Below are 14,131 nucleotides of genomic sequence, written 5' to 3'. Positions count from 1 at the left end.
CGGTCATCGCACATGAGGGAAGGGCCGGGACGGAACCGGGTGACCGAGGAAGGGAGCGAGCCGCTCCCAGCCGTCACCGGCCGTGAGATCCACCGTCAGCAGGTCGCCGGGGCGGTCAGCGAAGTAGGCGCGCACAAGCTTCTGTTGATTGTTGTAGCTTTCTGCCAGCCGCTCGCTGTCGAAGGTGTTGCCGCAGTCGAACCACTCGCGGAACAGGCTCGCCACTTCTTCGTGAGCCGCCCGCTCGGCCCGCGGCGCCCCGGCAGGCCAGGGTGTGCGCCACAGCCGTTCCGCAGTACGCAGCCAGTCCTCGGTGGGCCGTGCGGTGAGGATGAACCGGGCTCCCGGGTGGCGGGCGTCCAGCGCCGGCAAGGACGGCAGGGCGTAGCTGCTGGTGAGGCCGTCATAGTGGTCGAGTGCGGGAAAGGCGCCGTCCCTGCGGCGCAGGGCGGCGAGGTCGTCTGCGCCGAGCGGATAGTGCGCGAGATCGTGGCCGATCTCGTGCAGCGCCGCGACCAGGCTGCGGACCCCCGTACCGGGCGGTCCGAGGCAGAAGACCTTGGGCCTCCGGGGTGCCGGGCCGAGGGCCAGGGGGTTGCCGGCAACGGCCGTCCGGACCTCGGCCGGGGTAAGGGGCGGAAGCGCGGGCAGGCCGAGCCGGGCGACCGCATCGGCCGCCGGCCGCGACAGGCTTTCGAGGTACCGGGCGAGCGCTCGAGGGGGCACGTCGGCGGGCACCGCGGCGCGCGTGTGGCGGACGGCCTCCCGCCCGAGGTCGAAGTCCGGCTCGTTCCCCCATCCCGGCATGGCCTCCTCCAGCACGGCCCGGCTCCACGCGGTGCGACTGCGTACCTCACGCAGTGCGTATTTGGCGAAGACGTCGGTGTGGTGCTGGAAATGATCGTGCAGGATGTGGAAGGTCTTCAGCTGTACGTCGGGCTGGAGGTGGCGCAGTGCGAGGTGGCGCCTGAAGGCTTCGGGGCGCAGGACCGGCCCCCGGCCCGCCCAGGCGGATTCGGCGGCCACGTCCACCTCGCGCATCGCCCGGACCAGGTCGGCCCGGGCGATGTGCACCCCACAGTGGACCCGGCCGCGGAAACGGTCCCGTACGTAGCAGTCGACGTACGCCAGGTCGTTCGCGTCCAGGAAGGGCCGCAGGTCTTCCAGGATCAGGCTGTCCGCGTCGACATACACGATGTGCGAGGCGTCGCCGTGGTCGATGTGGACCTGCCGGTCGACGGCCCGGGCGAGTGGGCGGATGTTCTCCACGACGTGGACCTTGCGGGGGCGGATGTGCCGGATCGCGAGACCGAGCGCCAGGCTCGTGGTGCGCTCGCCGAGCGTACGCAGCACCAGTTCGACCGGCCGCCCGCCCGGTGGAGACCAGTCGCCGCTCAGGGTACGGATCGCGCCGGTCATGTCGCCCCGGCCACGGTTCCCGCGCAGTTGACATGGGGGAAGGGGCCGCCGGGCGTCTCGACGCCGAGAAAGGGGGCGAGCCGTTCATAGCCCTCGCCGCCGACGATGTCGAGGACCAGCAGATCGCTGTCGCGGCCCTTGAAGTAGCGGCGCACCTGCTCGATGTGGCGGCGGTGGACCCGCGCGAACCGGCCGGCGTCGAAGTCGAGGCAGCCGTAGACGGCGGCGCGTAGGAAACGCTGGAGGTCCGGGTAATTCTCGCCCCGGTCGCCTTTGCTCGCCGTCGGGCGCTGCCAGTGCGCTCGGCAGGAGCGGAGCCAGCTGTCCTCGTCCCGCACGGTCAGGATGAACTTGGCGCCCGGCCAGGCGAGGTCGAGCTCCTCGTAGTACGGCACGACGGTGATGTCGGTGATCCCGTCCCGCCGGTCGAGCAGCGGGAAGCGGGCGGTACCGGCCAGCAAAGCCTGGTGGGTGGCCGGATCGCTCGGGTAATGGGCGACGTCGAAGCCGAGTGTGCGCAGTGCCGCGCTCAGCGAGCGGGTACCGGTGCGCGACAGGCCGATGCCGAAGACCTTGGGGCGGGGCGTTGCGGCGCTCACGGCGTGTCTCCTCGTCGGACGGCGAGTGGTGTGGGGGAGCGGGGGCCGTCAGGGCCGGCCGGCCGTTCGGTGGCCGCGTACCGGGCCATGGCGGCCAGTCCCTCGTGCAGCTCGGTGCGAGGTCGATAGCCGAAGGCGCGGGCGGCGAGGGAGATGTCGGCCCCGGTATGGCGGGCCTCGCCCGGGCCGGCGGGGCTCAGCTCGATGGTGACCGGGCCGATGAGCTGCTCGACGGCCGCCACCGCCTGCTTCATGGAGACCGGGGAGCCACCCCCGAGGTTCGCCACCCCGGTGAAGTCCGAGCGGGCCGCGTCGCGCAGGGCGGTGACGACGTCGCGTACATACGTGAAGTCGCGGGTCTGCTCGCCGTCGCCGTACAGCGGGAACGCCTCGCCGGTGCGGGCCGCCGTGACCAGCCGGACGAAGGCCATGTCGGGCCGCTGGCGGGGCCCGTACACGGAGAACAGGCGGAGCGAGACGCTGGGCAGATCATGGGCGGAACGGTAGAGCTCGCAGAGATGCTCGGCCGCAAGCTTGGTGACGCCGTACGGTGACACCGGCTTCGGGAGGACCGTCTCATGAGTAGGGAAGGTCGGCGCGTCTCCGTACACCGAGGAGCTGGAGGTGTGGACGAGCTTGCGCAGCGGACGGCTGCGGTGCCGGTTCCGCAGGGCCTCCAGCAGTACCTGGGTGGCCAGCAGGTTGCGTCGGGCGTAGAGACCGAACTCCGAGCCCCAGGAGGGCCGCACACCGGGCTGGCCTGCCAGGTGATAGACGACCTCCGCGTCGGCGAGCAGCGGGGCGAGGTCGGTCTCCAGCAGGTCGGCCCGGTGGAAGCTGAACGCGGGGTGGGCGATGAGGGTGCGCAGATTCCGTACCTTGAGAGCCGGTTCGTAGAACTCGGTGAGCGCGTCGATGCCGAGGACGGTGTCGCCGGCGGCGAGAAGGTGCGCGCACAGATGGGAGCCGATGAATCCGGCGGCTCCTGTCACCACCGCCCGCATCAGCACTCACCGACGGCGACGGGGTGACCGGGCATGCCGGACAGTACCTGTTGCGCGCGGGCCCGCCAGGTGTGGTGTTGGAGCATCTGACGCCGTGCCTCGTTGCCGAGGGCGACGCGCAGGCCGGGGTCGCCGGCGAGTCGTTTCACAGCGGCCGCCCACGCCTCGGTGGAGTCCGGAGGACACAGCAGGCAGTTGACTCCGTCGGTGAGGACCTCCCGCAGTACGGGCAGATCCGAGGCGATGACTGCCTTGCCGTACGCCATGTATTCGAAGAGCTTCATCGGTGACACCCATCGGCTGATCTCACCGACGCCCCCGGCGCAGTACGCCTTGCGCTGATAGGGCGCCAGGACGATGTCGAACGCCCGGTGATAGGGGGCGATTGCGGCTGGCGGAAGATGGCCGTGGAAGTGGACGTGGGGCAGTCGGCTCCGGCTCTGCCAGTGCGCCCGGTCAGCCGCGGTGCCACCGACAAGGTGGAAGTCGGCGTCGGGCAGACGCTCGGCGAGGTCGAGGATGACATCCGTGCCGCGTCCGGGGTAGAGATGGCCGACATAACCGATCTTCAACGCCTGCGTGCGCCCCGGAAGTTGGGCGACGGGGCCGTTGTCCGGGACGGGATCGGCACAGTCATGGGCGGTGACCAGGTCGGTACCGCGCAGGGAACCGAGGCGCGGAAAGGCGAGACGGTAGTCGTCCGCGAGCGCTTGGGACACGAACACCACGCGGCGGAGGTTGCGGCGGCGCAGGAGCAGGCGTTCGATGCCCCGGGCTGCCGGGCTGGACCACAGCAGATGAGTCTCGTACACGAGCGGGGCCAGGTCGGAGCAGGCGAGCAGGGCGCGCAGGTCACGCCCGTACAACAGATCGGGCAGGCCCTGGCGACGGAGATCGGCCCGGACCCGCCCGGCGCGTGACCACACGCCGAGGCCCGGCAGGGGGGTCTGTGCAACGGTCCGCACCGCGAAGCGGTTGCGGGTGCCGTAGTAGCCGTGGACGTCCTCGGCGGGGGCCGTTCCCGGCAGGGCGTACAGCACGACCTCGTGCCCCGCATCGGTGAAGGCATCGCACATCCGCATGACGTGGATGCCATTGGCGTAGATCGAAGGGATGCTGCCGGAGTGCAGATAGGCGATCCGCATGGCTGAAGTTCCTCCAGGGCGTGGAGAAAATGCCCGCCCATGCTCGCTGCCTCGTTCCGGGGGAACAACCATGTCTGCCTGATGATCGGCAGCATGGTGGGGCGCAGAGCGGCGCACACGGAATTTGTCTGATGGGGTTATCGGACATGTTCGCAACGCCCCACGCGATTCCCCACTCACCGAAAACCGCAGTTGTTCTCCGCCGTCGGACCCTGACTCCTCGACACTGCAGGCGTTCTGAGCCCGCGAGGGTGTACGGCGACGGCCGCGGGCGCATGAGAGTCCCCCGATGGCCGGTTTCCCGGCGCGGTGGAGAGGGCGCGATGGTGTGGGGGGTGGTCCTGCGGTAGTCCTGAAGGGTCCGCACAAGACGGAACATGCGCGGCTGCCATTGATAACCCGTCAGGTCCGGTCCTCGGACGGCGGGCCCGCAACCAGATCAGCATGGAGGACCGCATGGAGAACCAGGACATCCAGACAGGTACGGACATCGAGCAGGTCACCGAGGAGCTTCCCGAGTACGCACTGATGATCGACATCCCGGACCAGGACTGACCGACGGCCCGGAAGGGCCGCCTGGGCCGGATCGGTCGCCGGTGAGAGGACAGCGCGCGGGCACGGCCGCCGCACCGGCCGTGCCCGCCGTGCCCGTCCGGTCCTGGGCAACCGGAAGGCCCTGCACTTGGTGGAGGTGAGTTGGTGCTGCGGGCAGGTCCCGACGCGCGCGAGGCCGCGCGCGACGAGGCGGCCGTCGGAAAAGTGGTGCGCTCCGTCCTGGCCTCGAACGGGATGCGTGCTCCGGCCGTCCTCCATCCGTCAGCGGTCGCCGCCGCCTTGACCGTGCAGTCCGGGCGCCGGCCGGTACTCGACGAGGACGCCGAGCGGTGGCACTCCGAGGCAGTCGCCACTCGTGCGGGCCTGGAGCCCGCACAGCCGGCGCCCCACCTGATCCGTTCCGCTGACCGTGCTCTGGCGGCGCTGCCGGCCGGTACGGACAAGACAGGCGGATCGCGGGTGGCATCCTGGCGGGGCACGGAGCGCGCGGTGCTCGGCGAAAGCTGCACACTCCTCGCGGGCCACTGGCCACAGATGCTGGCCGAACTGCGTGCCTGCGTGGTGCAGGTGGCACTCCTCGAAGGCAGTGCGATCGACGGCTTCACCGACTTCGCCACGCACGGCGCGATCTACATCAACCGCGCTCGCCTGGGCCCGAGCCCGCGCGGCCTGCCCGGCCCGGTCAGGTGCGCTGAGGCACTGGTGCACGAGGGAACGCATACCCGCTGCAACGCCGCCCAGCTGGGCACCCCGTTCCTCACCACCGAGGCCGGCGACACCGCCCCTGTACGCACCCCGCTGCGGTCCGACCCTCGACCCCTCGCGGGATTGTTCCAGCAGGCGGTGGTCCTGGCCCGGTGCGCCGCCCTGTACGAACGACTGCTGGAGCATGGCACGACGAGCGCCACGGAGAGTCCGGGCATCCCCGAGCGCGCCGTCGGCTCCCCGGTCGCCCTTGCCCTGGCATCCCGCCGGGACCGACTGTCGACCGGAGCCCGGCAGGCGATCGCCGTGCTGTACGAACGCCCCGCACTGCTCACCGGGCACGGGAGAGCCGTGCTGGGGGAGTGCGACGACCTGCTGCGGCTGATCGCCGCCTGACCGGCGGCCCCGAGACCCCACCGACGTACCCCGCCCTCCAGGGCCGGAAACGCGGCGCCGCCGCCCGGCCCCTCGTCCCGGGAGCCCTGCATGTCTGCGCCCACCGTGCCCGCCACGCCGGCCATCTGGTCGCCCCAGGTTTTCGCGCCCTACCCCTTCGCGGCACAACTGCTGTTCGGCCGCGTCGCCGCCCGCAGCCCGATGTTCGGCGCATCCGCCAGCGCGGGCGGGGACCACGTACTCATCGGCAGTTCCGCCGGCACCGACGCGGACGACGTCGCGCTGCGCTCCCGTGGCGAACTCCTGGAACGCTTGGGCAACGTCCTCGCGGGCCGGGCCGCGGAGTCCCGCGCCGCACTCGTCGCCGACCACACCGAACTGCTGCGGCGCGGGGCACCCGCGCTCGACCCGTCGCCGTGGACCGGGCCGGACGGCAGGCGGGCGCGCCAGCTCTGGGTGAGCGGCCGGTCCCTCCTGCACGACACCGAGGTCCTGGTCCCCGCGGGCCTGGTCTTTCTCCAGCACCGCACGCCCACGGGCTGCGCCGCCGCCTTGCGTACCGGTTCCACCGGCCTGGCCGCCCATCCGGAGCGGAGCGCCGCCATCGGGCACGCGGCCTGGGAGACACTGGAGCGTGACCTGCTGCGCCGCAGCTGGCAGAGCCCGGCGAAGCTTCCCCCCGCCGTACGCGCCGTACACGACGAGCTCCCGCCCGTCGTCCGGCGCGTGTGCGAGGAGTTCGGCCTGGCCGCCACCGCCCTGACCGTCTCCGTTCCCGGAGCCGATGCCGTTGCCGTTTGTCTGCACACACCCGGCCGACGACAGCAGACCTTCGGTGCCCGGTGCGGCCCGCCCGGCCGCCGCCACGAACTGCTCGCGCGGGCCGCCCATGAGGCACTGATGGTGCGCTGGAGCATGCACACCCCGGCTGCCCACCGGGCCTGTGAGCGGCTGGCGGCGACGGGGACGCCGGTGTCCGCCGTCGAGCACGCCCTGTGGACGTACCAGGGAAAGCAGGACGCACTCGCTCACTGGACATGCGGCTCCCCACGCGGCCGCGGGGCGGCGCCGCCCGGGTCAGAGGAGACGGCCCACGGAGGGGCGGACGCGGCATCGGGGAACGCCGGCGTGGCGGCCGGGCCCGCCGATCCGGTACGCGTGCTGGCCGAGCACACCGGTCAGGACGTCATCGCCGTCGACACGACGCCGCTCGCCCTGCACGACGAGGGGACGACAGTCCTCCGTGTGGTCGCCCCTGGCGCCCTGCCCCTGCCCTCCACCTCCCGCCCGGGCACCCCGCCCCACCCCTTCGGCTGACCAACCCACTCCCACTCCCGTCCAGGCCGCCCGCAGAGGAGCACGATGTCCCCGGCCCCCGGTTACGCGACCGACTTCGCCGAGCGTTACGACGACTGGTTCACTCCGCCGCCCCAGACCACCGACGCCACGGTCACCCTGCTGGCGAAGCTCGCCGCCGACGCCCCGGACGGCCCCTTGCTCGAACTGGGCATCGGAACCGGACGTGTCGCCCTCCCGCTGGCCGCACGCGGGTACGAGGTCCACGGCATCGACGCCGCCAAGACCATGCTCGACCGTCTCCGCGCCAAGACCGGGGGCGAGCGCATCAACGTCAGCACCGGAGACTTCGCGGAGGTCGACCACGACGGCAACTTCGCCGTCATTTACGTCGCCAACGGGACGTTCTCCGAACTCCCCACCCAAGAAGCTCAGCTCCGATGCTTCGCACGCGCCGGACAACGGCTGCTTCCCGGCGGCCTGTTCGTCCTCGACGCCCACGTGCCCGAGGCCCTGGCCACCGACTGCCTCACCGGTGCACAGCCAGTCGAGTCCGCCAGTGGCGCACCGGTCCTCCGGACCCGCCGGATCCACCCTGCCACCCAGCGCTACGTGTCCGACTACCTCGTCCTCGACCACGGCCTCTTCCAGCACATCAAGGTCACCTTCCGCTACGCGTCGCCCGGCGAGCTCGACCTGATGGCCGCATCGGCCGGCCTACGGCTGCGCGAGCGCTTCGGGGGCTGGTCCGGTGCCCCCTTCAGCGACCGCAGCAGCTACCACGTCAGCGTCTACGAACTGCCCGCTTCCGCATGACGGCGGCGAACGCGGGCGGGCCCCGCGACCCGCAGGCGTACGTCCTCGGCAATCGTGAGCTGTGGGAATGCTGGACCCCGCTGAAAGCCGCGTCCGCCCAGTACGATCTGGACGGCTTCCGCTCCGGCGGATCCCGGATGCGGGCACTGGAGTGCGCCGAGGTCGGTCCGGTCCGGGGCCGTTCGCTGCTCCACCTGCAGTGCCACGTCGGCGTGGACACGCTCTCCTGGGCGCGGCTCGGCGCCCGTGTCACCGGCGTCGACTTCTCCTCGGAAGGCGTGGCCACGGCCCGCTCCCTGGCCGCGGACATCGACCCCACCGCCGTCTTCGTCGAGGCGGATGTCCTCGACCTGCCCGCCCATCTCGACGGGACGTACGACATCGTTTACACCTCGCACGGGGTTCTCGGCTGGCTGCCCGATCTGACGCGCTGGGCAGAGGTCGTCGCCCACTTCACCGCACCGGGCGGCTTCGTCTACGTTTTCGAGTCCCACCCCGCGGCCTGGATGCTCGACAATCGTGGCCAGGAGCCCCGGCTGAGGCTGCGCTATTCGTACTTCGGCGAGGCGGAGCCGCTGTCCTTCGAGTACCGGAGCCCCATCGCCGTCCCGGATCAGCAGGTACCTGGCGTGGAGTACGCCTGGGGCCACAGCCTCGGTGACGTCGTCAGCGCTCTTGCGGCCGCTGGAATGCGCATCGAGTTCCTGCACGAGTGGCCGTTCGTGGCCTGGCGGCTGCTGCCGTTCATGGAGCAGGACGCGGATGGCTGGTGGAGACTGCCGGAAGGCTTGCCGGCCATGCCCCTGTCCTTCTCCCTGCGCGCGTCCAAACCGCCCGCCTGAGCCCGAGCCATGGCCTGTCCGGCTCCTGGCCGTCGGTCTGTCCGGCTCAGGAGCCGCCCGCCGGAGTAGAGGTGACGACGATCGTGCCACTCGCAACACTGCGCGTGACGACCCTTCGGGAACTGGATCTCGGCGACGTACTGGCCGGCGAGTTGGTCGTGGTCCGCGGGGGCCTGGACCAGCTCGCCGCAGGCCGGCCGTTCGCCCACACGGCCCTGGAATGCGTCGCGGCGGTGGCCTCGCCGGAGGCGGGGCATCGGCTGACGAGCCTCGGCCTGGAGGCGCTGCACACCGTCGCGGAGGTGGCGGAGATCCGGTCGGTCCGCGACGAACTGGACCGCCGCGTACGCCCGGCCGCCCATCAGCTTCTGCTCCGATTCGCCGAGAAGGTCTCACCGCAACGCCGCCGCCTGTACGTCAGTGACCACCTCGGGGTGCGGATCATGCCGCCGCGGAGCTGCGTCGACGGACGAGAAGGACAGCTGCGGGACTACACCGGTTTCCTGATCCCCACGGACGCCCACGTGGACTCCTGGTTCAACACCGCTCTCAACTCGGTGAACCTCTGGATGGCCGTCAGCCGCGTGCGGCACGACAACGGCCTGCTCCTCTGGCCGGACGCCTATCGCAGCCCCCTGCGGCACGACGGCGTACGGCTCGTTCCCCACCAGCAGATCGGCGAGCCCGTCGAGGTCGAACTCGGCCGGGGCGACGTGCTGTTGTTCGCCGGTGATCACCTGCACGCCACCCGCCCGAACACCGGTCCCGAGACCCGCTGGGTGGTCACCAAGCGGATCTGCCTCGGCCCGCCCCGCTACCATCCGCACGCCACAGGCTGGACCCCCTACGCCGACCCCCGCCTGCTCGGCACCCCTCTCGCCCCGCTGGCCCCCCTGCGCTCCACGCTGACCACAGGCCGGGCCCGTCAGCTGCTCCGCTCCACACGCCGTAGCCTGCCGCTCCGAGGGCGGCGGTATGGGTAATCAACAAGACGACACCAGGCAGCGGGGGCTGACATGGGCCGACGCGAATATTCGCCCCACATCGGCTGCTCGACCCGGTAACCAGCCTCTGCCCCTGCGTCTGCGCGCTCAAGAGCGCGGCCGTTTGCCCTGTGACGCGGCCTGGCGGCTGGCCAGGGTGACGCGTCACCTCGACGAGGTGATGTACCACTGCCACGGTCATCTCGTCGAGGACACCCGCCCACTCGCGTAAGTCCGAAAGGCAGCGTGAGGACCTACTCCTCCGGACCTTCGAGGTTAGCCCTGAGTCAGTAGCACTTGTCAGCAATGGAGTATCGGCCGTGAGTCAATGCATCGAGCGATATACCTGTACAGCACGAATCAGCGACCTGTGTGATTCGGAGGACGGTGGTATCGGTGAGCTGGGACATTAACGCAGGTCAGGGTAGGTGCGCAACGATGCTTATGAGCTGGCTTGGTGGTCGGCGGGTGGTCCGCGAGTAAGCTGCACGCTTCTTGTGGGTCGAGGTGGACCGCCGGCCACGACCAGGAACTCCCCAAGGAGGGTGGGAGGGCGGCCCTCTGCCTTGAGCCGGTTTCCCCATCAAGTCAGGACGCTCTCCGTGGCCTGCGGTGCCAGGCGGAGGATGCCGTCCGCCCCCAGGCAATGTCCGAGCAGGCGTGTTGCCCTGACTACGGCACCGGCACCGCTGACTGAGCGGATTGCGCGCCATGGACACTGGATGCGGGGCTGGCCGCCGCCCCAGCTTCCGTACGAGAGCTTCCACCCTGCCCAAGTCGCCCACGAAGTGCCGCCCTCGCACCGTCGCCGGTCTGCTGGAGAGCGCGTTGGCCCTGTTCACCGAGAAGGGCTTCCACACCACCTCGATCAGCGGCATCGTCGAGCGGGCAGGGCTGACCCGTGACGCCCTCTATTCCCATTACCGCGACAAGGAGGAGCTGTTCCCGGCCCTGTACGACGCCCGCACCGGCCGCCTGCTCGCTCGGCTGGAGGACGCGGCGGTCGGCCTGGACCCTGAGCAGGGCCCGTGGCGCAGTTCCTGGACCGCATCAGGCAGTACCCGGAGGAGCAGCGCTGGTTCCGGGTCTCGATGGAGTTCACACTGCACGCGGCGCGCTCCTCTGACCGCACGGGCCCTGGCAGCTCATGAGGAACATCTGCCCCAGAGCCTGTCCCACCTGGACACGCGCGCGCTGACCGGCGTCGGCCGGCCCGCACAGTGCCCACAGAAAACCTGACGCGCCTGATGGTCGCCCTGGCCGAGGACGGGCGGCACCGCCTAGTGCTCTGACCGGGAACGTTCACGGCAGGGCTCGTTCTTCGGGGAACGTGGCCCCGGGGCTGAGGACGGCACGGCCCAGCCAGTGGCAGGCCAGTACGGCGAGTTCGATGGCCAGCCGGTTGTCGGCGACGGCGGCACCCAGTTCCTGCTCTGCCTTGCGAACGCGGTACTTGACCGTGTTGTAGTGCAGGTTGAGGCTTGCCGCCGCTGCCTTGTGGCTGGAGCCGCAGTTCAGATATGCGCGCAGGGTCTCGCGGCTGCGGGCGGCCGACTCGCTGTCGGCGGCGAGCGGGCCGAGCGTCTCGAGGACCCAGGCACGGGTGCCGTCGAGGTCCTTGGCCAGGAGGTCGGCCACGGCGAGCCCTGGTTCCTCGTGGAAGGTCACCCGGCGGGGATGCGGCTTGTGCAGCATGGCCACGTGCTGGGCGACCTTTGCCTGCTCGTGCGAGGTGCGGAATCCGCGGTGGCCGGAGGCCGGTCGGCCGGCGGCGACGGACAGTCGGTCGCCACGGCCGGTCACCTTGCGGGCGATCGAGGGCCTGTCCACCTGTACGCGTTCCCCGAGCGGGATCCATGTCCAGGCCGAGAGCCGGTCGACGGCGACGAAGAGTGGTGGCCGTACGGCTCCGAGGTGTTCGGCGATGGAGTGCGCCGCACGTTCGAGTTCACCGAGGGCCAGGTCGTCGGCCCGGTGCTCGGGTGACCAGAGGATCAGGGCCAGGTGGTACTGGTCGAGGCCGTAGCCGAGGCCGAGGTCGCTCGGGGCCGGGGAATCCTCCGTTGCGGCGAGGATCTCGCGCACGCGTACCGCGCGCATGCCGCTGCTACTGTCCTGCCAGCGGCTCCGTTCCTCTTCGTAGGCCCCGATGACCTGCTGCGAGATCCAGTCGATGTAACCGGAGACCACCGTGAAGATGCGGTGCGCGACCGTGAGCTTCAGCTCCGGGGCCAGGGCGCGACGGGTGATGAGTACGAGTGCTTGGTCGAAGAAGGCGGTCTGGCCGAGCCGGTAGGCACGGACGAGGGAATTGACCGGAATGTCGTTCTGGGCGAGCCGGCGCGCGTACTCCAGTGCGGCCGAAGGTGCCTCCACACGCTCGGCGTGAATATCGAATTGGAGGGTGTGGAGGATAGCGTTCAGGTTCCCCTTGACGCTATCCCAAAGGAGTTGACGCAGTCGTGCGTCGCTGCGTATTTCAGGTATTCCGGATTCCAGAATTTCTCTGATTCTGGTGGTCTCCTCGGCGATCTGGCTACTCAGCTCCGCGGCCATTTCTGCTGCGCAGTGGTCGACGGAGTCGGTGTCGCACGCCTCTGGACCGGGTCTTGTTTCCACCCGACAACCGTAGGCGGACCGATCGGAGCCGGGCAAGACGCTGGTTCCGCATGAGTCCGCCGCTGGGCGGGCGAGGCGCTGGGGCCGCGAGCCCCACCCAGGCAGGGCCTGTCCCTGCGAGACAAAGACTGTCGGTTTCTTCATTTCCCGGGGACATGGCTTGCAGGCGATGAGCTCCTTCAGGATTCCACAGGACGGCGGCGCACCACCCAGCAAGGAGACCGCAAATGCACCTTCCCGCAACGCACCTTTCCGCACTGCCTGCATTCCGGGCAGAGAATGATCCGCACGGGCTCGCAGTGGCCGATGACTCCGTGGTGCTGACGAATGCAGAATTCCAAACGGCGGTCGAGCGGGCGGCTTCCGCGCTGGCCTCTCGCCAAGTCGCCCCCGGTGACGCGGTGGCCGTCATGCTGCCGAACAGCGTGCGGTTCATTGTCGCCCTTTTCGCCTCATGGCATCTGGGCGCCGTCGTCACCCCGCTGAACCCGCAGGCCACCGAGCGGGAGGTGGAGCACCAACTGCGGGATTCCGGAGCGGAGATCGTCGTGACGACCATCGAGGATGCGCAGAAGGTCCCGTCCGACGTTGCGTGGACCGACCTGTCCTTGTCCACACGGACAACAGCGCCCCCGCCCGCGGTCCCTTCGTCGGGTGACGACCTCGCGCTGCTGATCTACACGAGCGGCACCACCGGTCGTCCCAAGGGCGTCATGCTCGATCACGCGAACGTGGCCGCGATGTGCTCGATGACCATCGACTGGTTCCAGATGGACGCCGATTCCCACAGCCTGCTCGTCCTGCCGCTCTTCCACGTCAACGGCATCGTGGTCGGCACACTGTCACCGCTGCTCGCGGGCGGCCGCACGACGGTCGGCGGCCGCTTCGACGCCACGACCTTCTTCGACCGGCTGGCCACGATCCGCCCCACCTACTTCTCCGCCGTGCCGACGATCTACGCGAGGCTCGCCGATCTGGCCGCGGACATTCCCACCGACACCTCGTCCTTGCGCTTCGTGATCTGCGGTGCGGCGCCGGCGAGCGCCGAACTGCTCAAGCGGTTCGAGGGCCGCTTCGGCGTCCCCGTCATCGAGGGGTACGGGCTCTCAGAGGGCACCTGTGCCACCACGGCCAATCCGCTGGACGGCAAGCGGAAGCCGGGAACCGTCGGCCTCCCGCTGCCGGGCCAGCACCTCCGGATCCTGGCCGCCGATGGCACCGACGCCGCATCCGGTGAGCGCGGCGAAGTACTGGTAAAGGGCCCCAATGTGATGCGCGGATACCTCAACCTGCCGGACGAGACCAGCAGGACGATCAGTGACGGCTGGTTGCACACCGGGGACATCGGGCGGCTCGACGAGGATGGCTATCTCGTCCTGGTGGACCGTGCGAAGGACATGATCATCCGTGGCGGCGAGAACATCTACCCCAAGGAGATCGAGGAAGCCGTCCACGAGCTGGACGAGGTGCTCGAAGCCGCTGTAGTAGGCCGTCCGGACCGGGAGCTCGGCGAAGTGCCGGTCCTGTGCGTAGTCCCCGCACGAGGTGCCGAGCTGAGCGAGACACGGATCCTCGACCATCTGCGCCTGCGGCTGACCCGCTACAAGATCCCTGCCGCCGTGCATGTCCTCGACAGCCTTCCCAAGAACGCCATCGGAAAGATCAGCAAGCCTGCCCTTCGGGACGAACTGACGACTCACGACGGACTGAAGTCCGGTATCTGACCGCCCGAACGACCAGGAAGGAATGGCC

General features: G+C 70.0%; 12 protein-coding genes. 7 read left to right on the top strand and 5 right to left on the bottom strand.

The features are described 5' to 3' along the window. Positions 1–3: 3 nt before the first annotated feature. Genes IG84_RS0106915 through IG84_RS0106900 form a run of 4 tightly spaced genes read right to left on the bottom strand, consistent with a single transcriptional unit; the run spans position 4 to position 4,167 of the window. Positions 4–1,419, bottom strand: coding sequence for a sulfotransferase (locus IG84_RS0106915; protein ID WP_051861461.1), 1,416 nt, complete (start codon positions 1,417–1,419; stop codon positions 4–6). Then, positions 1,416–2,018: a sulfotransferase family protein gene (locus IG84_RS0106910; protein ID WP_051861460.1), complete on the bottom strand. Its 603-nt coding sequence runs from the start codon at positions 2,016–2,018 to the stop codon at positions 1,416–1,418. The genes IG84_RS0106915 and IG84_RS0106910 overlap by 4 nt, the downstream gene beginning before the upstream one ends. Beyond that, on the bottom strand, positions 2,015–3,013 hold the full coding sequence (locus tag IG84_RS0106905; protein WP_211266423.1) for an NAD-dependent epimerase/dehydratase family protein: 999 nt from the start codon (positions 3,011–3,013) through the stop codon (positions 2,015–2,017). The genes IG84_RS0106910 and IG84_RS0106905 overlap by 4 nt, the downstream gene beginning before the upstream one ends. An 8-nt stretch (positions 3,014–3,021) precedes the next feature. Then, the gene (locus tag IG84_RS0106900) at positions 3,022–4,167 is read right to left on the bottom strand and encodes a glycosyltransferase family 4 protein (RefSeq protein ID WP_031052555.1); all 1,146 of its coding nucleotides are present in this window, start codon (positions 4,165–4,167) and stop codon (positions 3,022–3,024) included. 699 nt (positions 4,168–4,866) lie between these two features. Between IG84_RS0106900 and IG84_RS0106890 the strand changes: the two genes are divergently transcribed. From IG84_RS0106890 to IG84_RS37720, 6 genes are all read left to right on the top strand, one after another. Next, a complete protein-coding gene (locus IG84_RS0106890) occupies positions 4,867–5,823 on the top strand; it encodes an aKG-HExxH-type peptide beta-hydroxylase (RefSeq protein WP_031052553.1) in 957 nt (318 codons plus the stop codon). Positions 5,824–5,913: 90 nt separating this feature from the next. After that, positions 5,914–7,140: a YcaO-like family protein gene (locus IG84_RS0106885; RefSeq protein ID WP_031052551.1), complete on the top strand. Its 1,227-nt coding sequence runs from the start codon at positions 5,914–5,916 to the stop codon at positions 7,138–7,140. Positions 7,141–7,185: 45 nt separating this feature from the next. Beyond that, positions 7,186–7,935: a class I SAM-dependent DNA methyltransferase gene (locus IG84_RS0106880; RefSeq protein WP_031052548.1), complete on the top strand. Its 750-nt coding sequence runs from the start codon at positions 7,186–7,188 to the stop codon at positions 7,933–7,935. Then, entirely contained in the window at positions 7,932–8,777 is an 846-nt protein-coding gene (locus IG84_RS0106875) for a class I SAM-dependent methyltransferase (protein WP_031052544.1), read from the top strand. The genes IG84_RS0106880 and IG84_RS0106875 overlap by 4 nt, the downstream gene beginning before the upstream one ends. Positions 8,778–8,860: 83 nt before the next feature. Next, on the top strand, positions 8,861–9,760 hold the full coding sequence (locus tag IG84_RS0106870) for a phytanoyl-CoA dioxygenase family protein (RefSeq protein ID WP_157848834.1): 900 nt from the start codon (positions 8,861–8,863) through the stop codon (positions 9,758–9,760). 711 nt (positions 9,761–10,471) lie between these two features. After that, the gene (locus IG84_RS37720) at positions 10,472–10,999 is read left to right on the top strand and encodes a TetR/AcrR family transcriptional regulator (RefSeq protein WP_245659246.1); all 528 of its coding nucleotides are present in this window, start codon (positions 10,472–10,474) and stop codon (positions 10,997–10,999) included. A gap of 63 nt (positions 11,000–11,062) precedes the next feature. Here IG84_RS37720 and IG84_RS0106860 read toward each other — a convergent pair whose 3' ends face one another. Further along, complete coding sequence (locus IG84_RS0106860) at positions 11,063–12,316, bottom strand: RsbRD N-terminal domain-containing protein (RefSeq protein ID WP_063761748.1); 1,254 nt, start codon at positions 12,314–12,316, stop codon at positions 11,063–11,065. A gap of 290 nt (positions 12,317–12,606) precedes the next feature. On the opposite strand from IG84_RS0106860, the gene IG84_RS0106855 reads away from it, so the two are divergent. Next, positions 12,607–14,103 carry a class I adenylate-forming enzyme family protein gene (locus IG84_RS0106855; RefSeq protein WP_031052535.1) on the top strand — a complete coding sequence of 499 codons (1,497 nt, stop codon included), beginning with the start codon at positions 12,607–12,609 and terminating at the stop codon, positions 14,101–14,103. The last annotated feature ends 28 nt before the right edge of the window (positions 14,104–14,131 follow it).

This window comes from Streptomyces ochraceiscleroticus, from assembly GCF_000720485.1.
Taxonomy (GTDB): domain Bacteria; phylum Actinomycetota; class Actinomycetes; order Streptomycetales; family Streptomycetaceae; genus Streptomyces; species Streptomyces ochraceiscleroticus.
The sequence above is the reverse complement of the archived record's forward strand: the minus strand, read 5'-3'. Positions and strand labels throughout refer to the sequence as shown.